Source organism: Streptomyces sp. 7N604 (assembly GCF_052245475.1).
Classification (GTDB): domain Bacteria; phylum Actinomycetota; class Actinomycetes; order Streptomycetales; family Streptomycetaceae; genus Streptomyces.
In genome coordinates, this window is the sequence record NZ_JBQQBX010000018.1 from 39,778 (window position 1) to 60,927 (window position 21,150).

Here is a 21,150-nt window from a genome sequence, read left to right on the forward strand (position 1 = left end):
GGAACAATCCGCCGCCGCGGCGGGTGACCACCCGGGCGCGGACCGGCGGTGCCGAAACAGCGGACCGGCGGTGCCAGAACAGCCGCAACCGTCATTTCGAAGGCCGGCCGGGAGGGCGCTACGCGTCGAGGCCGATCGCGAAGGCCGCCTCCAGGTCGTGCTGGGAGTACGTACGGAAGGCCACATGCGTGTCGGTGGCCTCCACACCCGGGATCTTGCTGATCTTCCCGGGGATGACATCCGCGAGGTCGTCGTGCTGGGCCACCCGGACCATGGCCACCAGGTCGTACGTCCCCGTGACCGAGTAGACCTCGCTCACGCTCTCCAGGGCGGCGATCGTCTCGGCGATCTCGGGGATCCGGTCCACGCTGGTCTTGATGAGCACGATCGCGGTGATCACGGCTGGCTGTCTCCCTCGGTCGCCCTGGCTGCGCTGCTCACTCTAGCCCCAGGCCCCCCGGCCCCACGCCTCCAAGCCCCACGCCTCCACCGCCCACTCCGGCCGCCCCCCTCACCGCCCCGATAGCGCGCCCACGCGTAGAAGAAGCCGAGACAGAAGCCGACCAGGTGCGCCAGATAGGCCACCCCGGGCCGGGTCGCGGGGGTGCGCGCGGCGAGCCACTGGAGCACGAACCAGAAGATCAGCACCATCCATGCGGGGAAGCGCAGCGGGAGGAAGAAGAGGAACGGGAAGAGACTGGTCACTCTGGCCGTCGGCAGCACGTAGAGGAAGGCGCCCAGCACCCCCGAGATCGCGCCGGAGGCTCCGACCAGGGTCTGAACGGAGCCCGGGTGGGCCGCCGCGAACGCGACCAGTGCCAGATACCCGGTCGCGAGGTAGAAGAGCGCGAACTCGACCCTCCCCATCCGCTCCTCCGCCATCCCGCCGAAGACGAACAGGAAGAGCAGGTTGCCCAGCAGGTGCAGCCAGCTGCCGTGGACGAAGAGCGCGGTCAGCGGGGTGAGAAAAGCCCGGGGGGAGCCCGCGAGCAGATCGTCCGGGATGACGCCCCACCGCTCGAAATGGGCGGCCTGCGCCGCCAGCAGCTCGGTGCCTGTGCCGTACGCCGGACTGAGGCCGGAGGCCGGCCCCGCGGCGAAGATCAGGAAGCACAGGCCGATCAGGGTGTAGGTCACCAGCGGCCTGTACGAGGACACCCGGGACCCTCGACCTGCCCCCGTCCCCGTCCCCGTCCCCGCCTCCGTCCCTGCCCCCGGCCCTGCTCCCGCCGCCGTCCTTGGCCGCGTCCCCGGCCTTGCCCTCGCGATCACCTTACGGATCATGAACAGAGCATGGCGTAACCGGACCAACCTGCCCAGAGTGCCCCGCCGTGCCACCGTTGGCCGCCCGGCCCCGGCACCGCCTCCCTGCCAGGTCGTAGGGTTACGGAAAACACCCGGAAACCAAGAACCCACAAGGACGGCACCATGGGCGTTCCCCAGACGACGGCCGACACCCGATGGCGCTGCACCCTGTGCGGCAACCTGACGCGTTTCGACGTGACTCGTACGACCAAGGCTGTCGAGTACGTCCACCTCGACCTCGCCGGAGAGCCGAAGGTCGAGGAGCGCGACGTCGTCAGTGAGACCATCGAATCGGTGCGCTGCCGCTGGTGCAACGCGGTGGACCAGATCGAGCTGGTGGACCGCCCGGGCGCGAGCGCCTGAGAACGTCAGGGGTGACAGGTGGTGGAGCGTAGCGAAGGCCGCGCCGGAGAGGCCGCAGAGGCCGCCGGTGCCGCCGAGGTGCTCGACCACCCCCTGCCCGAGGGCGTACGGCGGAGGGTGATCGCGCTCGTCGCGGATGCCTTCGGCGGCCTCACCATGGCGGAACTCCCGCCCCAGTTGCGGCAGTACGCCCGCTTCACCCCCACCCGGCGGGCCAAGTTCGCGGGCAACGCGATGGCGGCGGCGCTGGAGAGCCACACCCTCTTCCGGCAGCGGATCGGCGAGCGGGTCCGCGAGGCGCAGCCGGAGCTCGCCGAGGCCCTGGACGCGGGTTCGCCGCCCGCCGCCGCTGATCCGCTGGACGTGGCGGCCGCGGCGTACGTGCTGCGCCCGGTCGGCTGGGTCAAGCTGGTCGCCGCCGCGGGCGAGGAGGCGCAGCGCGCGCAGGCCGAGCGGGCCGAGGAGGACGCGGCGCGCGAGTTGCAGCGGCTGCGCGCCGAGCTGACCGAGGCGCGCTCGGCGGCCCGCGGCGAGACCGAGCGGATGCGTACGGAGCTGGAGGCGGCCCGCAAGGAGGCCGACCGGCTGCACCGCAAGCTGCGCAGCGCGGAGAACGACGTTCGGCGCGGCGAGGCGGCGCTGCGGAAGGCCGCGGCCCAGCTGGACGCCGTACGGGACGCCGCCGCGGCGGAGAAGGGCGCAGCCGAGACCGAGGCGCGGCGGCTGCGGGCGCGTCTCTCCGAGACGGAGGCGGCGCTCGAGGCGAGCCGCCGGGCCGCACGGGAGGGCCGCAGCGTCGAGGACATGCGGGTGCGGCTGCTGCTGGACACGGTGCTGGACGCGGCGCAGGGGCTGCGGCGCGAGCTGGCGCTGCCGCCCGCCTCGATGCACCCCGCCGACACCGTGGACGCGGTCGAGCCGGGCCGGATGACGCCGAAGGACATCGCCAGCCGCGCACTGTCGGAGACCGACCCGGCGCTGCTCGACCAGCTGCTCGCGCTGCCCCAGGCCCATCTGGTGGTGGACGGCTACAACGTCACCAAGACCGGCTATCCGACGATGCCGCTGGAGAAGCAGCGGCTGCGGCTGCTGGGCGGGCTCGCGGTGCTCGCGGCCCAGACCGGCGCCGAGATGACGTGTGTCTTCGACGGAGCGGAACTGGCGGCGCCGGTACTGCTCGCGCCACCGCGCGGAGTTCGGGTGCTGTTCAGCAAACCGGGGCAAACCGCCGATGAGTTGATCCGCAGGCTCGTACGGGCGGAGCCGCCCGGCCGGCCGGTCGTGGTGGTCTCCACCGACCGGGAGGTGGCGGACGGGGTGGCGCGCGCGGGCGCCCGCCCGGTCGCGTCCGCTCTGCTGCTGAAGCGGCTTTCGCGCACCTGAGTAACTCCTGAGCTCATTGCCCGAATTGACCCCAGCGGTGCGTCAGGTGCTCGCTACTGCCAGTGTGATCTGTGTAAAGAATGCACTGCGTGACGGACTTTTTTCCGATGAGGATTTGAACCGATCACAGGAAGGTCACTAAGGTCTGGGCTCGACCCTCCGCGCGGTTGATCGTCCATCCGGGATGTCAGCGGAGGAACCGCCGAGTCCGGGGCCGCTCAACCCCCCAACACCACCCGGCAGGCGGCTGAGGAAGAAGGAGCTCGCCCCCGTGGCGTCCCACCGTCGACCCAAGCAGCCAAGCCGCACCCGCGTGTCCGTGCTCACCGCGACCGCCGCCGCAGCTGTCGCGCTCACCTCCCAGGCCGCGCAGGCCGACCCGAAGCCGACCAAGAGCGAGGTCAAGGCCAAGGTCGACAAGCTCTACGAGGAGGCGGAGCACGCCACCGAGAAGTTCAACGGGGCCAAGGAGAAGCAGGACCAGCTCGAGGAGCAGGTCGGCGAGCTGCAGGACAAGGTGGCCCGCGGCCAGGACGAGCTCAATGAGCTGCGCAACGGCCTGGGTTCGATGGCCACGGCGCAGTACCGCACCGGCGGCATCGACCCGTCCGTGCAACTGCTCCTGTCCTCCGACCCGGACAGCTACCTCGACAAGGCGTCCACCCTCGACCAGCTGAGCACCAAGCAGGCCGAGGCGCTTCGCAAGATCGCGGACAAGCAGCGCTCGCTCCAGCAGCAGCGCCAGGAGGCCGCCGAGAAGCTCGACGAGCTCGCCGAGACCCGTAAGGCACTCGGTGACAAGAAGAAGGAGATCCAGGGCAAGCTCTCCAAGGCCCAGTCTCTCCTCAACTCCCTGACGGCCAAGGAGCGCGCGGCTCTCGCGGCCGCGGAGGCCGAGCGCGCCAACCGCGCGAGCCAGCGCGCGGACCTCGGGAGTGACGCCTCCGCCTCGCAGCGCGCCGCCGCCGCCTTCAGTGCCGCCAAGTCCAAGATCGGCTCCCCGTACGTCTGGGGCGCCACGGGCCCGAACTCCTTCGACTGCTCCGGCCTCACCTCGTGGGCCTACTCGCAGGCCGGTGTCTCCATACCCCGGACCTCGCAGTCCCAGGCCAACATCGGCACCCGGCTCGGGCAGGGCGAGCTCTCCCCCGGCGACCTCGTGTTCTTCTACGGCGACCTGCACCACGTCGGCCTCTACGCGGGCAACGGCCAGATCCTGCACGCCCCCAAGCCCGGTGCCACCGTGCGCTACGAGTCGATCAACAACATGCCGTTCCAGTTCGGCGTCCGCGTCTGACGACCGGACACCGGGCCCCGTAAACCCCGGCATACCGCCCATCCGGGGGAATTGCGGCACCTCCCGCGCCTTCACGCCCCGCCAGTGACCTGCGTCTCCGGCGGGGCGTCACTTTTCGTACGCCCCAACCGCTTTGGACGCTCCGCGATCATGCGGATACTCTCTGCCCGCAGTCGTCGGTCCCAGTTGAAGCCCACCGGGCGGCGGGGCCCACCAGCGGAAGGGAGTGCGGCCTCCAGTGGCGTCCCATCGCCGTCCCCCACGGTCCGGCTTCGACCGGACGACCCGGGTCTCCGTCCTGTCCGCCGCCGCGGCCACGGCCGCGGCCGCGCTCTCCGCGGCATCCGCCGACGCGGACCCGCGCGACACCCCGACCGACGTGAAGTCGAAGGCGGACCGGCTGTACGAGGAGGCGGAGCGGGCCACCGAGCGGTTCAACGCGGCGAACGAGCACCACGACCTGCTGCGCGGGCAGGTCGAGCGGCTCCGTGACCGGGTGGCCCGCGGCCAGGAGCGGGTCAACCGCATGCGCGACGGACTCGCCACCCTCGCCGGAGCCCAGTACCGCTCCGGCGGCCTCGACCCCGCCCTCGCCCTGCTCCTCTCCTCCGACCCGGAGGGCTATCTCGACAAGGCGTCCACGCTCGACCGGATCGGCAACCGCCAGGCCGGGCGGCTGCGCGCCCTCCAGGAGGCTCAGCGCTCCCTGCGGCAGCAGCAGGAGGAGGCCAGGCGGACCCTCGCCGAACTCGCGCGCAGCCGCGCCGACCTCGCCCGCCGCAAGAAGACCGTGGAGCGCAGGCTCGCCGGCGCGCGAGACATGCTCAACTCCCTGACCCCCGAGCAGCGGGCGGCGTATACGAGGGCCTCGCGGTCCGGCGGGCGCGCCGACGCGGCCCTGGCCGGGCTCTGGGACGACCTGGCGCCCTCGTCCTCGCGGTCCGCGGCGGCGGTGGCGGCCGCCCGGCGCGCGGTCGGCTCCCCGTACGTCTGGGGCATGGCCGGGCCCGGCGGCTTCGACTGCTCGGGCCTGACCTACTGGTCGTACGCCCAGGCCGGGGTGGCCATCCCGCGCACCTCGCAGGGGCAGCGCCACGCCGGGAGGCAGGTGCCGCTGAGCCAGGCCCGGCCCGGGGACCTGGTCACCTACCGCTCCGACGCCAGCCATGTCGGTATGTACGTGGGCAACGGCCAGGTCGTGCACGCGCCTTACCCGGGCGCGCGGGTGCGCTACGACCCGGTGGGCATGATCCCCGGCGCCACGGTGACCCGCATCTGACCGCTCCCGGCCCCGGTGCGTATCGCGTCCGGTCCGTATGGCGTCCGGTCCGTATCGCGTCCGATCCGTATCCGGTCCTGTCTTCATTCGGTCCGGCCCGTATCCGGTCCTGCCCCGCGGGGCTCGTACGATCGACGGCGTGGCTGGGCGTGCGGGCGGGGTGAGCGGAGTGAGCGGGGCGAGGCGGCGGGCCGTGCTGTGTCTGGCGCTGGTCCTCGCTCTGCTCTGCGGTACGGCAGCCCTCGCCGGCTGTGGCCGTACCGGCGGGCCCTCCACCGGCTCCGGCACCACCGGCCTGGCCATCCAGCGGATGCTGGACCGGCGGGCGGACGCGCTCCTGGACCGCGACGCGGAGGGCTTCCTCGCCGCCGCCGACCCCCGTGCGACCGGCTACCGCGACGAGCAGCTCAGGGTCTTCCGGAACCTCGCCGACGTGCCGCTCGGCGGCTGGCAGTACCGGCTGGTCCGCACCGGCGGATTCGAGCCCGCGGCGGGCGAGGGGCGCCGGATCGCCGCCGAAGTCCGGCTGCGCTACCGCCTCGAGGGCTACGACACCACGCCCGTGGAGTCGGTCCAGCGGCTGACCGTCACTCAGCGGGACGGCCGCTGGTACGTCGCCGCCGAGGATCCGCGCTCCCCTGACGGCACCGTCGCGGCCCGCCAGCTGTGGGACCAGGGCGAGGTCGCGGTCGTCCGCGGCAGCCGCAGCCTGGTGCTCGGAACCGGCCAGGACGTGCGGCGGCTGCGGGAGATCGCACGGACCGCGGACCGGGCCGTGCCGGCCGTGGACGACGCCTGGCGGGGCCGCTGGGCCGGGCGTGTGGTGGTGTTCGTACCAGGGTCGCTCAAGGGGATGGGCGAGCTGCTGGGCGCGCCCGCGGCCGGGTACCGGGGGATCGCGGCGGTCACCACGGGGGAGGCGGGCGGAGCCGGGCGCGTGCCCGCGGACCGCGTGATCGTCAACCCCGAGGCGTACGGCGTTCTCGGTGAGACGGGGCGGCGCGTAGTGCTGACGCACGAGACGGCACACGTGGCGACGAGGGCCGCCACCTCGTCGGCCACCCCGCTGTGGCTGTCCGAGGGCTTCGCCGACTGGGCCGGATACCGCGGAACGGGCCGTACGGCTCGGGAGATCGCGTCCGAGCTGAGCCGCGAGGCGGCGGCGGGACGGCTGCCCCGGGAACTGCCGCGCGACGCGGACTTCGGCTTCGGCGGCGGCGGGAACCGGCTGGCGGTGGCGTACGAAGGGGGCTGGCTGGCCTGCCGTATGGTCGCCGATCGGTGGGGCGAGGCCCGGCTCAGGCAGCTCTACCGGGCCGCCGGCGCGCAGGAGGCGCGCGACGGCGCGGCGGATCGCGCTCTGCGCGAGGTGCTGGGCGTCGGCCTGGGCGAGTTCACGGCTCGGTGGCGTGCCTACGCCGCCGAGCAGCTGGGTTCTGTGAGCTGACGCGGTTTGTGGGCATGCGTTCCGCGCGGCGGAACGGGTGGGCACAAACCGGCCACCGGCCTGAAGCCGCGAACGAAACGGGAACTTCGCGGGCCGTGCGCCCCCGAAGTGTTCGTTCTCCCCAGCTACTGCTGGGAGGTGCCCCCAGCCCTGCGGGGACGCCCCAGCAGGGTGAGGCGCCGTCGCCGTGTGCGGGTCGGGTGTGCCCACCCGTTCCGCCCCAGCGGAACGACTGCCCACACCTTTGAGGGGCGTCAATGGGGCAGCCGCTCCGAGGACGCGCCCGGGGACGGGCGCGGGACTTCCGCCTCCGCGGCGGCTGCGGCGCGGCGCGGGGCCGTCACCGTGTCGTGCCAGAGGCGGCGGCAGGACACCAGGGTCGCGGCGGCCAGCAGCCCGTTGCGGAGCGCCAGCAGCGCGACGCCGAACGGGGTGCTCGCCACCACGTCCGCGAACCGGATGGGGAACTCCAGCAGCGTGGCCGCCGTCGCCGCGAGGACGAGTACGGCCGGAAGCACCTGTCGGCTGCCCCGCAGCGTCAGGCACACCGCTGCGAGACACAGCAGCCAGACCATGTACTGCGGGCTGAGGACCCGGCTCGTCGTCGTGAAGAGCAGCACGGCAGCGAACGCCGCGTCGCAGGGCGTGCCCGGTCCGAACTCCGCGGCCCGCACCCGCCACAGCAGCAGCCAGCCGACGGCGAGGGCGCTCAGGGCGAGCGCGACCCGGCTCACCTCGGTCACGTACGGGCCGATGAACTCCATCGAGCCGTAGTTGAGGACCACCTGGCCCTCCCAGCCGAAGTGCCGCGCCCCGTGGAAGACCAGCGCGCCCAGGGACTCGACCTCCGTCCCGCGGTCGCGCTGCGCCGTGAGGAAGGCGTGAGCGCCCGGCATCCCCGCGGCGAAGAGCGTGGCGGCGGTGGCGGCCGTGACCGCGCCGGCGGTCCAGCACGCGCGCGTGGAGCGGCCGCGCGGGGTGCCCACCAGAAGCAGAGCCGGCCAGACCTTCAGGAGCGCGCCGAAGGCCGCGAGCATCCCTGCCGCGCGCGGGCGGCGCCGCAGCACCAGCAGCGCGGCCACCGCCACCACCGCCACCATCACGTCGTAACGGGCGTACGCGGTGGGGCCCAGCAGGGGCACTCCGGCCACCCAGACCCAGGCGCCGGTGAGTTGCCGCCCCGGAGCCCGGCCGGCCCGCAGCAGCAGCACGAGGACCGCCGCGTCGGCCAGCCACGCCAGGACGTAGAAGGCCGAGGGGTAGTCGAGAAAGGGCAGCAGGCCGGGGGAGAGGACCGGCAGGGCAGCCGCGGGCGGGTACTGCCAGGCCACGTCGTCCACCGGAAAGGCGCCGGCGCTGAGCACCTCGTACCAGCCCTGGTAGATCACCGAGATGTCGCTGGTGACGTCGGGACCCGGCAGCACCAGCACCTTGAACACGCACAGCAGTAGCACCGCCCGGGTCACCGCCCAGACAGCGACCGCCAGGACGAGGGACCGCCGCGCGCCCGGAGTCACCGTCGTCCGCTCCATGGTGGCCTGGTCCATGGTGCCCTCGTCCCGTTCTGTCGCGATCTGCCGTGCTCGTGCTGCATCATGGCGTACGACCCGGGCCGCGGGCGGGCGACCCGCGGTGACCCGCTACTGTCGGCAGGCGATGGACAAGACCCTGATCGTGACGAACGACTTTCCGCCCCGGCCGGGCGGCATCCAGGCGTTCCTGCACAACATCGCGCTGCACCTCGACCCGGCGCAGATCGTCGTCTACGCCTCCACCTGGAAGCGGGACCAGGAGGGCCTCGAGGCCACCGCGCGCTTCGACGCCGAGCAGCCCTTCACGGTGGTGCGTGACCGCACGACCATGCTGCTGCCCACCCCGCGGGTGACCAGGCGCGCGACGGAGCTGCTGCGCGAGCACGGCTGCTCCGCGGTCTGGTTCGGGGCCGCGGCACCGCTCGGGCTGATGGCCCCGGCGCTGCGCAGGGCGGGCGCGCGGCGGCTGGTCGCGACCACGCACGGGCACGAGGCCGGGTGGGCGCAGCTGCCCGGCTCGCGGCAGCTGCTGCGGCGGATCGGCGAGGGCACGGACACCATCACGTATCTGGGCGAGTACACCCGCTCGCGGATCGCCGCGGCCCTCACGCCGCAGGCCGCCGGGCGGATGGTCCAACTCCCGCCCGGTGTCGACGAGAAGACCTTCCACCCCGCGTCGGGTGGCGAGGAGGTACGGGCCGGGCTCGGGCTCGCCGACCGCCCGGTCGTCGTCTGTGTCTCGCGGCTCGTGCCGCGCAAGGGGCAGGACACCCTGATCCAGGCGATGCCACGCATTCTCGCGGCGGTTCCGGACGCCGTCCTGCTCGTCGTCGGCGGCGGGCCGTACCGCCGGGACCTGGAGAAGCTGGCCGCCGCGACGGGCGTGGCCGGATCCGTACGCTTCACCGGCGCGGTCCCATGGGAGGAGTTGCCCGCGCACTTCGGTGCGGGGGACGTCTTCGCGATGCCGTGCCGTACCCGCCGCGGCGGTCTCGACGTCGAGGGCCTGGGCATCGTTTACCTGGAGGCGTCGGCGACCGGGCTGCCAGTCGTGGCCGGTGACTCGGGAGGCGCGCCGGACGCGGTGCTCGACGGCGAGACGGGGTGGGTGGTGCGGGGCGGTTCGGCCGACGACGCGGCCGAGCGGATCGTCGCGCTCCTCCAGGACCCCGGACTGCGCCGCCGCATGGGCGAGCGCGGCCGCGCGTGGGTCGAGGAGCGCTGGCGCTGGGACCTGCTCGCGGACCGGCTCGCCGTGCTCCTGTAGTCCGTACCGCTCCTTTGGACCGTACCGCCCCGCCTCTTCGGCGCGGAGATGTCCCATCCCTCCGCCCTTGAAAGGACGGAGGGATGGGACGACCTCCGGTCAGGACGCGTAGATCGCCTCGATCTCGTCCGCGTAGTCCTTCGCCACCACGTTCCGCTTGAGCTTCAGCGACGGCGTGATGTGGCCGGACTCCTCCGTGAACTGGGCGGGCAGGACACGGAACTTGCGCACCGACTCCGCCTTCGACACCGCCGCGTTGCCGTCGTCCACCGCCTGCTGCACCGCGGCCAGCAGATCCGGGTCGGTCCGCAGCTCGGCGACCGTCGCCCCGGCGGGCTTCCCGTGCTCCTCCGCCCAGCGCGGCAGGAACTCCTCGTCCAGCGTGACCAGCGCGCCCACGAACGGCCGCCCGTCGCCGACCACGATGCACTCGGCGATCAGCGCGTGCGCCCGGATCCGGTCCTCGATCACGGCCGGGGCGACGTTCTTGCCGCCCGCGGTCACGATGATCTCCTTCTTACGGCCGGTGATCGCGAGGTAGCCGTCCTCGTCGAGCGTGCCGATGTCGCCGGTGTGGAACCAGCCGTCGGACAGCGACTCGGCGGTCGCGGCGTCGTTGTTCCAGTAGCCCGTGAAGAGGTGCTCGCCGTGCAGCAGCACCTCGCCGTCGTCGGCGATCCGTACCACCGAGCCCGGCAGCGGCTGGCCCACCGTGCCGATCTTCTGCCGGTCCCACGGGTTGAAGGCGCTCGCGGCACAGGACTCGGTCAGTCCGTATCCCTCGAGCACCGTGAAGCCGATGCCCCGGTAGAAGTGGCCGAGGCGCTCGCCGAGCGGGGCACCGCCCGAGATGGCGTGCGCGGCCCGGCCGCCGAGCACCGCCCGCAGCTTGCTGTAGACCAGCCGGTCGAAGACCTTGTGCTTGAACTTCAGGCCGAGCGTTGGTCCGGCCGGGGTGTCCAGGGCGCGGCTGTACTCGATGGCGGTGTCCGCCGCCTTGTCGAAGATCTTGCCCTTGCCGTCGGCCTGCGCTTTGGCGCGGGCCGAGTTGTAGACCTTCTCGAAGACGCGCGGTACGCCGAGCACCATCGTCGGCCGGAAGGCGGCGAGTTCGTCGGTGAGGTTCTTGATGTCGGCGACGTGCCCGATCTTGATCGGCGCCAGGGCGCACGCCACCTCGACCAGCCGCCCGAAGACGTGCGCGACCGGGAGGAAGAGCAGTACGGACGAGTCGCCGGTGCGGAACAGCGGGCGCAGCCGCTCGACCACGTTGCCGCACTCGGCGAAGAAGTTGCGGTGGGTCAGCACGCAGCCCTTGGGGCGGCCTGTGGTGCCCGAGGTGTAGACGATCGTCGCGGGGGAGTCGGCGTTCGCCAGCGCGCTGCGCTCGTCGACCTCGGCGTCGGAGATGCCCGCGCCCTCGGTGCGCAGCCGCTCGACGCCACCGCTCTCGATCTGCCAGACATTCTTCAGATCGGGCAGCCGGTCGCGCACCGACTCGATCGCCGCTTCGTGGCCCGCGGTCTCGGCCAGACAGCCGACCGCGCCCGAGTCGCCGAGAATCCAGGCGATCTGCTCCGGCGAACTGGTCTCGTACACCGGCACGGTGACCGCCCCGGCGCTCCACACGGCGAAGTCCAGCAGCGTCCACTCGTAGCGGGTGCGCGACATCAGGCCCACCCGGTCGCCGGGCTGCACACCGGCCGCGATCAGGCCTCTGGCGGCCTCGCGGACCTCGGCCAGGAAGGCGGTGGCAGTCACGTCCTCCCAGCGGTCGCCTCGCTTGCGGGCGACGACCGGGACGTCGGGATGCTGCGCGGCATTGCGGCGGATCAGGTCCGTCAGGTTGCCGTCCGCGGGGACCTCATACAGGGCCGGAAGGCTGAACTCGCGCAAGACTGCTGCTCCTCTTAGCCGCCGGCGCCACGTCGTTGTGGGGTGCTGCGCCGGCTGCGGTCCATGGTGGGCAGGGGGGTGGACGGCCCGGACGTTACCCATCGGTATGTAGTTCCCGATAGGGGTTTCCGGCCAGATGTTTCATGCGTCACATACCGCGGTGGGTGGCTCGGGCAGGGTAGTCCAGGCCAATGGTGACGCGGAAGTAACCGCAGGTGGGGGCGGTCTCCCCGGCGCGTCTGCGCACGGCGTAGGGTCTGGCCATGCGAGTCCATGTGGTGAGCGACGTGCACGGGAACAGCCGTGACCTCGCCAGGGCGGGGGACGGCGCCGACGCCCTGGTCTGCCTCGGTGACCTGGTGCTCTTCCTCGACTACGCCGACCACTCGCGCGGCATCTTCCCCGCCCTCTTCGGAGTCGAGAACGCCGATCGCATCGTCGAGCTGCGCACCGCCCGGCGCTTCGAGGAGGCCCGCGAGTTCGGTGCCCGCCTGTGGGCCGGCATAGCCGCCCGTGCCTCGGGGGAGGGGGACTTCGACCGCGCGAAAGCCATCGAAACGGCGGTCCGCAAACAGTACGCAGAACTGTTCGCCGCCTTCCCGCAACCGACGTATGCCACCTACGGCAATGTCGATATCCCGCACCTATGGCCCGAGTACGCGCGCCCCGGGACCACCGTCCTCGACGGCGAGCGGGCGGAGATCGGCGGCCGCGTCTTCGGTTTCGTCGGCGGCGGGCTCCACTCGCCGATGCGCACCCCGTACGAGATCGACGACGACACGTACGCCGAGAAGATCGCCGCGCTCGGGGCGGTGGACGTCCTCTGCACGCACATCCCGCCCGATGTCCCCGAGCTCTGCTACGACACGGTGGCGCGGCGCTTCGAACGCGGCAGCTCCGCGCTGCTGGACGCGATCCGCACGACCCGGCCGCGCTACGCCCTGTTCGGGCACGTCCACCAGCCGCTGGCCCGCCGGATGCGGATCGGGTCCACCGAGTGCGTGAACGTGGGTCACTTCGCCGCGACGGGAAGGCCGTGGGCCCTCGAGTGGTGAAGGCCGTGGGCCCTCGAGTGGGAACGGCCGGAAATGGTGACGGAGGGTGTGCTCCGTGCTCCGACCTGCGCGCGGTAGCCTTCACCGGCAGGCAACCGGCAGGCAGACAGGCCGCGGACCGGACCGTAGTGGAGGAGCCCCCGCGATGGCGGAACACACGAGCTCGAGCATCACGATCGACGCGGCACCCGCCGAGGTGATGTCGGTCATCGCCGACTTCGACCGCTATCCCGAGTGGACGGGCGAGGTCAAGGAGGCCGAGGTCCTGTCCAAGGACGCGCAGGGGCGGGCTGAGCAGGTCCGGCTGCTGCTCGACGCCGGTGCGATCAAGGACGACCACACGCTGGCGTACACCTGGACCGGCGAGAACGACGTGAGCTGGTCCCTGGTCAAGTCCCAGATGCTGCGCGCCCTCGACGGCTCCTACAGCCTGGCGCCGGTGGCGGGCGGCGCCCGTACCGAGGTCACGTACCAGCTGACCGTGGACGTCAAGATCCCGATGCTGGGCATGATCAAGCGCAAGGCGGAGAAGGTCATCATCGACCGGGCGCTGGCGGGTCTGAAGAAGCGGGTCGAGAGCGAGACCCAGGCCTGAGCGTGCGGACGGTACTGGTCACCGGGGCGGGCGGTGCCGGGCGCACCACGGTCGCAGCGGCGACCGCCCTCGCCACGGCCCGCGGCGGCCGCCGCACGCTGCTGCTCACCACCGACCGCCTCGGCACGCTGGAGGCCGCCCTCGGCCTGCCCGCGCCGCGGCCGCGGCGCGGGGCCAGTGGCCGTATCCCCGCGCAGCCGCGCGACCTCGCGGACCGGCGCCCGGGTGCGGCCATACCGCCCGCGCCCTGGACCCCACCGGTCGAGGCGGCGCCGGGGCTGTGGGCCGCCCGTATCGACTCCGGTGAGCACTTCCGCACCGAACTCCTCGCGCTCCAGCAGCGCTGCTCCGCCGCACTCGACCTGCTCGGCGCCCGCCCCCTGGACCGCGATGAGCTCACCGAGCTTCCCGGCGCCCCGCAACTCGCCCTGCTGTACGCCCTGAAGACCCTCCACGAGTCCGCCGCGGGCGCACCGGCCGGGCACACCGGCGAGCCGCACGCGCGCGTGGGCGCCGAGGCCGCCCCCACGGCCTGGGATGTCGTGATCGTCGACCTGCCGCCGGTCCCGGAGGCAGTCGCCCTGCTCGCGCTGCCGGAGCAGCTGCGCCGCTACCTCCGCCGGCTGCTGCCGCCCGAGCGGCAGGCCGCCCGCGCGCTGCGCCCTGTACTCGCGCAGCTCGCCGGGCTGCCCCTGCCGGCGCAGTGGCTGTACGAGACCGCGGACCGCTGCGAGCGCGAACTCGCCGCCGCGCAGTCTCTGCTGGACTCGGACGCGACGAGCGTCCGGCTCGTCCTCGAACCCGGCCGGGCCGCGGCCGCCACGCTGCGCGCCGCCCGCGCCGGACTCGCGCTGCACGGCATGACCCCGGACGCCGTCGTCGCCAACCGGCTGCTGCCCACCGGCTCCACCGACCCCTGGCTGGCCGCCGTGTCCGGCCGCCAGCAGGGTGCGCTGAAGGCCCTGTACGAGGACGTGGCCGCCGCGACCACCTTCTGTGAGCTGCCGCACATAGGCCGGGACCCGCGCGGCCACGACGACCTGGCAGAGCTGATCGAGCGGGCCGGTTCCACCATGCTCGACGACGACCGCGGCGCCGCAGGACTGGTCGAGGGCCACGGGCTCGCCGACGAGCTCGACCGGCCCGATGGCCCCCGGCACGACCCCCGTACCGTCGAGGACCGGCTCGCGGCCGAGGGCGTGCTCGTGTGGCGGCTGCCGCTGCCCTGTGCCGAGCGGGACGAGCTCGACCTCGTACGGCGCGGCGACGAACTCGTCCTCACCGTCGGCCCGTTCCGCCGCATCATGCCGCTGCCTTCCGCGCTGCGCCGCTGTTCCGTCTCCGGCGCGGCCCTGGCGGACGGCGAGCTGCGGATCCGCTTCACGCCCGATCCCGCCCTGTGGCCCCGCACGCCGCACGGCCGGTGAACGGCGGCCCCCTGTTCGGGTAACGTCGAGATACCTCCGAAGCCACTTGCAGGAGCCCGCCATGAGCGATGCCACCGAGCGCCCCGCAGCCGATACCGCCGACGCACCCGACGCCGACGCCTGGGCGAAGGCCTGCGCCGAGGACCTCGCCGCCGAGCGGGCGCGCCGCCGCGCGCAGCACGGACCGCACCCCGGCAGCGCCGCCGAGGAGCTGCGCAAGCTGGCGGACGCGGTCGCCGACAAGCTCTCCTCGATCCAGGTCCCGCTCGCCGGGTCCAGCGCCGCGGGAGCCGTACAGCAGCTGCTCGCCCAGGCCAAGGCCGCCGTGGAGCCGGTCGTCGAGCGCAATCCGGAGGTCTTCGACCACCTCGCCGCGGCGGGGTCGGAGCTGCTCGCCGCCTACCGGGCGGCCGTCGAGGGCCAGGAGCGCCGCTGGATCCGCGGCGCGGACGGTTTCCGCGACCCGGACGACCTCGACGACCCCAAAGGCCCCAACGGTCCCAGCGGACCCGGCCGTTCCAAGGGCCCCGGCCGTTCCGACGGCCCGGACGGCCCGGACGGCCCCTCCGGCACCGAGCGCATCGATCTCGACTGATCCCGGCCATCCCGACTGATCCCGACTGGTCCCCGGCCGATCCCCGACTGATCCGTCCAGGACCGTGCACCGAGTGCCCTCCGGTACGGTTGGTCGCAGCGGGGTTCGACCGAATAACTGAGGGACACATGGGACTCACCATCGGCGTCGACATCGGCGGCACGAAGATCGCGGCCGGCGTGGTCGACGAAGAGGGCTCGATTCTCGAGACGTGCCAGGTACCGACTCCGCCCACGCCCGAAGGTGTCGTCGACGCCATCGCGGACGCGGTGCGCACGGTCAGCACCGGCCACCAGGTCGAGGCCGTCGGCATCGGCGCCGCGGGCTACGTGGACGACAAGCGCGCGACCGTGCTCTTCGCGCCCAACATCAACTGGCGTCACGAGGCGCTCAAGGACAAGGTCGAGCAGCGCGTCGGCCTCCCGGTCGTCGTCGAGAACGACGCCAACGCCGCCGCCTGGGGCGAGTACAAGTTCGGCGCCGGGCAGGGCCACGACGACGTCATCTGCATCACCCTCGGCACCGGCCTCGGCGGCGGGATCATCATCGGCAACAAGCTGCGCCGCGGACGCTTCGGCGTCGCGGGCGAGTTCGGCCACATCCGGGTCGTGCCCGACGGCCTCCTGTGCGGCTGCGGCAGCCAGGGCTGCTGGGAGCAGTACGCGTCCGGGCGGGCCCTCGTCCGGTACGCACGGCAGCGGGCCCAGGCGACCCCCGAGAACGCCACGATCCTTTTCGGCCTCGGCGACGGCACCGCCGCCGGTATCGAGGGCAAGCACGTCAGCGAGGCCGCCCGCAAGGGTGACCCGGTGGCCGTCGACTCCTTCCGCGAGCTGGCCCGCTGGGCCGGTGCGGGCCTGGCAGACCTGGCGTCCCTCTTCGACCCGTCCGCGTTCATCGTCGGCGGCGGCGTCTCCGACGAGGGCGACCTCGTCCTCGACCCGATCCGCAAGTCCTTCCGCCGCTGGCTGGTCGGCGGCCAGTACCGGCCGCACGCCCAGGTGCTCGCCGCCCAGCTCGGCGGCAAGGCCGGACTGGTGGGCGCCGCGGACCTGGCGCGCCAGGGATAGCGCGGCCGCATGGGCGCCACCGTGCTGCCGGACCTGCCGGCGTCCCGTACCGAGCCGGACGGCTCCGCGGTGGTGCGCGTGCTCAGCTACAACATCCGCTCCATGCGCGACGATCGGGCGGCGCTGGCCCGGGTGATCCGGGCCTGCGCCCCCGATCTCGTGTGCGTTCAGGAGGCGCCGCGGTTCTTCCGCTGGCGCAAGCACGCGGCCTGGCTCGCCCGCGAGTCCGGCCTCGTGTACGTCACGGGCGGGGCGACCGCGTCCGGGCCGATGATCCTGGCCTCCCTGCGCGCCCATGTGGAGCGAGCGGAGGACGTCCTGCTGCCCCGCACACCCGGGCTGCACCAGCGCGGCTTCGCGACCGCCGTCGTACGGATCGGGGGCGCCGGGCTCGGCGTCCTCAGCTGCCATCTGAGCATGCGGGCCGACGAGCGCTACGTACAGGCCGGCCTGCTGCTCGAGCGCCTCGCCGCCCTGGGCCTGCCGTACGCGATCGCGGCCGGGGACCTGAACGACCGGCCCGGCGGCCGTACGTTCCGCAGGCTCGCCGCCGAGCTGCAGGACGGGTGGGCGGTCACGCCGTGGGGCGACGAGCACACCACGCGGCCGGGTGACCCGCCGCAGCGCATCGACGCGATCTTCGCCACACCGGGCGTGGAGGTGCTGGGGTGCGGAGTGCCCAGGGGCCTGCCCGGTGTCACGGAGGCGGACCTCAGGGCCGCAACGGACCACCTGCCGGTGCTGGCCGCGGTCCGCGTTCCCGCCGCCGGTTCTCGGTGACCGTCAGAACTGCCTCGGACCGTCCCGAGATTTTCGAACCGTCCGGCCCTCGAACCGTGCGAAGACCCTTGGACCGTCAGACCACCGCGCCGCGCCCTGGGTCGTCGTCCTCGTCGTCGTCGCCGTCCCTCATGCGGATGACCAGGGTGGCGAAGCCGCCCAGGAAGCCGCCGACGCCGAGGGTGGTGATCCACCAGGTCATGTTCCACTGCAGCAGCACCGCGAGCAGGAGCAGCAGCGGGCCGCCGATGACCGCGAGCCAGGCGAACTTCGCCGTGGTGTCGGCCTGGGGGAGTGGCGGCGGCTCAGGGGGCACGAAGTGCCCCTCGTCCGACTCGTCGAAGTCGTCCTCCGACGGCTCGGGAGCCGACCAGTCGCGAGGGCCCATGGCGACCGCATAGCCCGTGATGCTCGAGCCGAGGGGCCGGTCCGCGCCCTCGGGCGGCTCCTTGGCCCCGGACTCGTCCCCGTCCGCGGCTTCGTCTCCGTCCCCGGATTCGGCCCCATCCTTGGACCCGTCTCCGGCGTCCGCTCCCTCGCCGCCCCGGCCCGCGTCCCCACTCCGGCCCGCGTCCCCACTCCGGCCCGCGTCCCCGCCCCGGCGCCGCTCGCCGTCCTCGCGCCCGTCTCCGTCCGCGGCCTCGTCCCCGCCTTCGCCCCCGTCTTCCGAGGACAGGTCCGGGTCCGCCGGCTCCTCGCCGTACGCGGCCACGATCGCCGCCCAGGCGGCGTCCTCGTCGACCGGGTCTCCGCCGTCCTCGCGCCCCGGTCCGGCGTCCCGCTCAGCCACCGCTCGCCGTCTCCTTGCTCTCCTCGCCGGCGCCGGGTCCGGCGCTTCCGGGCGCGAGCCGCCCGATGAAGTCGTACGAGTCCTGGAAGATCCGCTCCGCGTCGTAGTCCAGCGTCGCCACGTGGTAACTCCGCTCGAGGACCGTCTCGGTGACGTCCGTCGACGAGACCCGGCTCAGGATGCGGGCCGAGTCGACGGGCGGTACGACATGGTCCTGCGGGCTGCGCAGCAGCAGCAAGGGCTGGGTGACCTGCGGCAGCTCGGTGTCCACCAGACGGAAGAACTGGCGGAGCGAGTGCGCGGCGTGCAGCGGCACGCGGTCGTAGCCGATCTCGTCCACGCCGGGCTTCGCGACGTCGTTCGCCAGGCCCTTGGTGGTCCGCACCAGATACCGCACCACCGGCAGCGCGTGCGCCGCCAGGCCGTGCACCCTGTTGCCCGGGTTGACGACCACGACGCCGCTGACCGCGTCGCCGTGCTTGGCGGCCAGCCGGAGCGCTAGCGCCGCGCCCATCGACAGGCCGAACACGAAGACCCGGTCGCACCGGTCGATCAGCGCCCGCAGCTCCCGGTCCACCTCGGCGTACCAGTCCTGCCAGCCCGTGAGCTGCATGTCCTGCCAGCGCGTGCCGTGCCCGGGCAGCAGCGGCAGCGCCACGGTCAGCCCGCGCTCGGCCAGGAACGCGGCCCAGGGGCGCAGCGACTGGGGCGAGCCGGTGAAGCCGTGGCAGAGGAGGACGCCGACCTCTCCGCCTTCGTGGCGGAACGGCTCGGCTCCGGGGAGGAGCGGCACCTGAGGTCTCCTGTTCTACGTGGTGGGCTGGGGGCGCCCCCAGCGGTAGTCCCCCTGGGCCTGACGGCCCGGGAGGTGCCCCCAGGGGGAGGACGTCCGGATATGAGCCCGGTGTGGACTTCACCGTACGCGACTGGACTGACACCGGGTAGATCCGACGGTGGCCTCGGGGGCGGGGCCTGCGTCGCAGCAGGTTAAGGTCTGTTCGTCAGACACAGGAGGTCCTCGGTTGCTGTACGGCGCAATGAAGCTGTCCGTGGGAGGGGCGCTGAAGCTCGCCTTCCGCCCGTGGGTGGAGGGGCTCGAGAACGTCCCCGCCGACGGTCCGGCGATCCTCGCGAGCAACCACCTGTCCTTCTCGGACTCCTTCTTCCTGCCCGCGGTGCTCGACCGCAAGGTCACCTTCATCGCCAAGTCCGAGTACTTCACCTCGCCCGGAGTGAAGGGCAAGCTCACCGCGGCCTTCTTCAAGGGCGTCGGCCAGCTCCCGGTGGACCGCTCGGGTGCGCGCGGTGCCGGTGAGGCGGCGATCAAGAGCGGTGTCGCGGTGCTGGAGAGCGGCGAGCTGTTCGGCATCTACCCGGAGGGCACCCGCTCGCCCGACGGCCGGCTCTACCGCGGCAAACCCGGCGGCCTCGCGCGCGTGGCGCTGGCCAGCGGCGCCCCGGTGATCCCGGTCGCGATGATCGACACCGAGAAGGTCCAGCCGCCCGGCAAGGTCGTGCCGAAGATGGTCAGACCCGGCATCCGTATCGGCAAGCCGCTGGACTTCAGCCGCTACAAGGGCATGGATCACGACCGGTTCATCCTCCGTTCGGTGACCGACGAGGTCATGTACGAAATCATGAAGCTCTCCGGGCAGGAGTACGTCGACATCTACGCGACCGCAGCCAAGCGGCAGATCGCGGAGGCCGCGAAGCGGCAGGCGGAGGACGAGAAGGCGGCCAGGGCGGAGAAGCCGACCGGGGCGTAGCCGCGCCGGGGAGGGGAGTCGGGGGGAGATGGCGCAGCGCAAGCGCGAAGCGCGGGAGCCCGGGAGGGCGATGCGCATGTCGGTCGAGCTGCCGCTGTGGCGTGCCCTGACCGGCTACCGGATCCTGACGTTCTGCTACGCGGTCGTGCTCTTCGCGCTCGCCTACGAGCAGTACGCCCACCCGCTCGGCGCCGCCGCCTATTTCGCCGTGCTGACCGTGTGGATGGGCCTGACCTGGAACCGGGTGCTCTCGCCCGAGCGCTGCACGAAGCACTTCCTGGCCACCGATCTCGCCATCGCGCTGACCGGCATACTCCTCACCCCGGTCATCGACACCCACGCCCATGTCGTCGGCGGCCATCCCACCCTGCCGTCCATCTGGACGGCCGGCGCCGTGCTCGGCTTCGCGATCAAGGGCGGCTGGCGGTGGGCGGCCATGGCCTCCGCGCTCGTCGCGGTCGCCAATGTCGTCGAGCGCGGCAGCTTCGCCCGGGACACCGTCCACAACGTCCTCCTGGTGTGGGTGGCGAGCGTGGCCATCGGCTACGTCGTCGAGGTGGCCCGCGCCAGTGAGCGCACCCTCGCCCGAGCCCTCCGGATCGACGCCGCCACCCGCGAGCGGGAGCGGCTCGCCCGGGACATCCACGACAGCGTGCTCCAGGTGCTCGCGATGGTGCAGCGGCGCGGTGCGGAGATCGGCGGCGAGGCGGCGGAGCTCGGCCGGTTGGCCGGGGAGCAGGAGGTCGCGCTGCGCACGCTGGTCGCGGGAGGCGTGGTCCCCGCGGCTCGTACGGCCTCCGGGACCGGGGACGAGGAGGAGCCGGGCCCGGTGCACGCGCGCGTGGCGGAGAAGGACGGCGACGAAGGTCCGGAGAGCGGCGGCCTCTGCGATCTGCGCGCGCTTCTCGCCCCGTACGCCGGAGCCCGGGTGTCGCTGGCCGAGCCGGGGGCGCCGGTGCTCCTGGAGGCCACCGCGGCAGGGGAGTTGACGGCGGCTGTCGGTGCCGCCCTGGACAATGTGCGCAAGCACGCGGGCGTGGACGCGCAGGCGTGGATCCTGCTGGAGGACGAGCCGGACGCGGTGCTCGTGACCGTACGGGACGACGGCCCCGGCATCCCGGAGGGCCGGCTGTCGGCAGCCGAGCGCGAGGGCCGGCTCGGGGTCGCGCTGTCGATCCGCGGCAGGCTGCGGGACCTGGGCGGGAGCGCCGAGCTGCTGTCGGTCCCCGGGCAGGGCACGGAGGTCGAGTTGAGGGTTCCGAGGGAGCCGGAGGCTTCCCGGGGGAGCGAGGCGAAGCGGTGA

At 73.0% G+C, this 21,150-nt stretch carries 20 protein-coding genes; 14 read left to right on the plus strand and 6 right to left on the minus strand.

Annotation, left to right across the window (positions count from 1 at the left end; genetic code table 11):
* Positions 1-118 precede the first annotated feature (118 nt).
* Positions 119-400, minus strand: a complete 282-nt coding sequence (locus ACTWP8_RS20510) for an Lrp/AsnC family transcriptional regulator (RefSeq protein WP_443323611.1) — start codon at positions 398-400, stop codon at positions 119-121.
* On the minus strand, positions 397-1,137 hold the full coding sequence (locus tag ACTWP8_RS20515) for a rhomboid family intramembrane serine protease (protein WP_443323612.1): 741 nt from the start codon (positions 1,135-1,137) through the stop codon (positions 397-399). Before ACTWP8_RS20515 ends, ACTWP8_RS20510 begins: the two co-directional genes overlap by 4 nt.
* 291 nt (positions 1,138-1,428) lie before the next feature.
* Between ACTWP8_RS20515 and ACTWP8_RS20520 the strand changes: the two genes are divergently transcribed.
* The 5 genes from ACTWP8_RS20520 (at position 1,429) to ACTWP8_RS20540 (ending at position 7,074) form a co-directional block, all read left to right on the plus strand.
* Positions 1,429-1,668, plus strand: a complete 240-nt coding sequence (locus ACTWP8_RS20520; RefSeq protein WP_443323613.1) for a hypothetical protein — start codon at positions 1,429-1,431, stop codon at positions 1,666-1,668.
* Positions 1,669-1,686: 18 nt separating this feature from the next.
* Positions 1,687-3,051 (plus strand): NYN domain-containing protein, encoded by a 1,365-nt coding sequence (locus ACTWP8_RS20525; protein WP_443323614.1) that lies wholly within the window; start codon positions 1,687-1,689, stop codon positions 3,049-3,051.
* Positions 3,052-3,322: 271 nt separating this feature from the next.
* Positions 3,323-4,348: an NlpC/P60 family protein gene (locus ACTWP8_RS20530; protein WP_443323615.1), complete on the plus strand. Its 1,026-nt coding sequence runs from the start codon at positions 3,323-3,325 to the stop codon at positions 4,346-4,348.
* Positions 4,349-4,586: 238 nt separating this feature from the next.
* Positions 4,587-5,627 carry an NlpC/P60 family protein gene (locus ACTWP8_RS20535; protein ID WP_443323616.1) on the plus strand — a complete coding sequence of 347 codons (1,041 nt, stop codon included), beginning with the start codon at positions 4,587-4,589 and terminating at the stop codon, positions 5,625-5,627.
* A gap of 139 nt (positions 5,628-5,766) precedes the next feature.
* Positions 5,767-7,074 (plus strand): hypothetical protein, encoded by a 1,308-nt coding sequence (locus ACTWP8_RS20540; RefSeq protein ID WP_443323617.1) that lies wholly within the window; start codon positions 5,767-5,769, stop codon positions 7,072-7,074.
* Between the two features lie 254 nt (positions 7,075-7,328).
* Here ACTWP8_RS20540 and ACTWP8_RS20545 read toward each other — a convergent pair whose 3' ends face one another.
* Positions 7,329-8,606 carry a glycosyltransferase 87 family protein gene (locus tag ACTWP8_RS20545; protein WP_443323711.1) on the minus strand — a complete coding sequence of 426 codons (1,278 nt, stop codon included), beginning with the start codon at positions 8,604-8,606 and terminating at the stop codon, positions 7,329-7,331.
* A gap of 124 nt (positions 8,607-8,730) precedes the next feature.
* On the opposite strand from ACTWP8_RS20545, the gene ACTWP8_RS20550 reads away from it, so the two are divergent.
* A complete protein-coding gene (locus ACTWP8_RS20550; RefSeq protein WP_443323618.1) occupies positions 8,731-9,873 on the plus strand; it encodes a glycosyltransferase family 4 protein in 1,143 nt (380 codons plus the stop codon).
* 99 nt (positions 9,874-9,972) lie between these two features.
* On the opposite strand, the gene ACTWP8_RS20555 is transcribed toward ACTWP8_RS20550, so the two are convergent.
* Complete coding sequence (locus tag ACTWP8_RS20555) at positions 9,973-11,769, minus strand: AMP-dependent synthetase/ligase (protein WP_443323619.1); 1,797 nt, start codon at positions 11,767-11,769, stop codon at positions 9,973-9,975.
* A 263-nt stretch (positions 11,770-12,032) separates the two neighbouring features.
* Here ACTWP8_RS20555 and ACTWP8_RS20560 point away from each other — a divergent pair, with 263 nt between their 5' ends.
* The 6 genes from ACTWP8_RS20560 to ACTWP8_RS20585 all read left to right on the plus strand — a co-directional run bounded on the left by ACTWP8_RS20560 (position 12,033) and on the right by ACTWP8_RS20585 (position 17,291).
* On the plus strand, positions 12,033-12,824 hold the full coding sequence (locus ACTWP8_RS20560) for a metallophosphoesterase family protein (protein WP_443323620.1): 792 nt from the start codon (positions 12,033-12,035) through the stop codon (positions 12,822-12,824).
* 145 nt (positions 12,825-12,969) lie between these two features.
* A complete protein-coding gene (locus tag ACTWP8_RS20565; protein WP_443323621.1) occupies positions 12,970-13,419 on the plus strand; it encodes an SRPBCC family protein in 450 nt (149 codons plus the stop codon).
* A gap of 2 nt (positions 13,420-13,421) precedes the next feature.
* On the plus strand, positions 13,422-14,846 hold the full coding sequence (locus tag ACTWP8_RS20570; protein ID WP_443323622.1) for an ArsA family ATPase: 1,425 nt from the start codon (positions 13,422-13,424) through the stop codon (positions 14,844-14,846).
* Positions 14,847-14,907: 61 nt separating this feature from the next.
* Positions 14,908-15,441, plus strand: a complete 534-nt coding sequence (locus ACTWP8_RS20575) for a DUF5304 domain-containing protein (protein WP_443323623.1) — start codon at positions 14,908-14,910, stop codon at positions 15,439-15,441.
* A gap of 128 nt (positions 15,442-15,569) precedes the next feature.
* A complete protein-coding gene (locus ACTWP8_RS20580; RefSeq protein ID WP_443323624.1) occupies positions 15,570-16,511 on the plus strand; it encodes an ROK family glucokinase in 942 nt (313 codons plus the stop codon).
* Between the two features lie 9 nt (positions 16,512-16,520).
* Complete coding sequence (locus tag ACTWP8_RS20585) at positions 16,521-17,291, plus strand: endonuclease/exonuclease/phosphatase family protein (protein WP_443323625.1); 771 nt, start codon at positions 16,521-16,523, stop codon at positions 17,289-17,291.
* A gap of 76 nt (positions 17,292-17,367) precedes the next feature.
* Here the strand turns inward: ACTWP8_RS20585 and ACTWP8_RS20590 are convergent, their stop codons facing one another.
* Both ACTWP8_RS20590 and ACTWP8_RS20595 read right to left on the minus strand, forming a co-directional pair.
* Complete coding sequence (locus ACTWP8_RS20590) at positions 17,368-18,081, minus strand: hypothetical protein (RefSeq protein WP_443323626.1); 714 nt, start codon at positions 18,079-18,081, stop codon at positions 17,368-17,370.
* Positions 18,074-18,874, minus strand: a complete 801-nt coding sequence (locus tag ACTWP8_RS20595) for an alpha/beta hydrolase (RefSeq protein ID WP_443323627.1) — start codon at positions 18,872-18,874, stop codon at positions 18,074-18,076. The genes ACTWP8_RS20590 and ACTWP8_RS20595 overlap by 8 nt, the downstream gene beginning before the upstream one ends.
* A gap of 229 nt (positions 18,875-19,103) precedes the next feature.
* Between ACTWP8_RS20595 and ACTWP8_RS20600 the strand changes: the two genes are divergently transcribed.
* Together ACTWP8_RS20600 and macS are read left to right on the plus strand one after the other, a co-directional pair.
* Positions 19,104-19,847: a lysophospholipid acyltransferase family protein gene (locus ACTWP8_RS20600; protein ID WP_443313362.1), complete on the plus strand. Its 744-nt coding sequence runs from the start codon at positions 19,104-19,106 to the stop codon at positions 19,845-19,847.
* A gap of 28 nt (positions 19,848-19,875) precedes the next feature.
* On the plus strand, positions 19,876-21,150 hold the full coding sequence (macS, locus tag ACTWP8_RS20605) for a MacS family sensor histidine kinase (protein WP_443323628.1): 1,275 nt from the start codon (positions 19,876-19,878) through the stop codon (positions 21,148-21,150).

Excerpts from the sequence above, each read along its gene's own strand:
- ACTWP8_RS20520 (WP_443323613.1), top strand. The coding sequence starts at position 1,429 with ATGGGCGTTCCCCAGACGACGGCCGACACCCGATGGCGCTGCACCCTG.
- ACTWP8_RS20545 (WP_443323711.1), bottom strand. The coding sequence starts at position 8,606 with ATGGAGCGGACGACGGTGACTCCGGGCGCGCGGCGGTCCCTCGTCCTG.
- ACTWP8_RS20550 (WP_443323618.1), top strand. The coding sequence starts at position 8,731 with ATGGACAAGACCCTGATCGTGACGAACGACTTTCCGCCCCGGCCGGGC.
- ACTWP8_RS20560 (WP_443323620.1), top strand. The coding sequence starts at position 12,033 with ATGCGAGTCCATGTGGTGAGCGACGTGCACGGGAACAGCCGTGACCTC.
- ACTWP8_RS20565 (WP_443323621.1), top strand. The coding sequence starts at position 12,970 with ATGGCGGAACACACGAGCTCGAGCATCACGATCGACGCGGCACCCGCC.
- ACTWP8_RS20575 (WP_443323623.1), top strand. The coding sequence starts at position 14,908 with ATGAGCGATGCCACCGAGCGCCCCGCAGCCGATACCGCCGACGCACCC.
- ACTWP8_RS20580 (WP_443323624.1), top strand. The coding sequence starts at position 15,570 with ATGGGACTCACCATCGGCGTCGACATCGGCGGCACGAAGATCGCGGCC.
- ACTWP8_RS20585 (WP_443323625.1), top strand. The coding sequence starts at position 16,521 with ATGGGCGCCACCGTGCTGCCGGACCTGCCGGCGTCCCGTACCGAGCCG.
- macS (WP_443323628.1), top strand. The coding sequence starts at position 19,876 with ATGGCGCAGCGCAAGCGCGAAGCGCGGGAGCCCGGGAGGGCGATGCGC.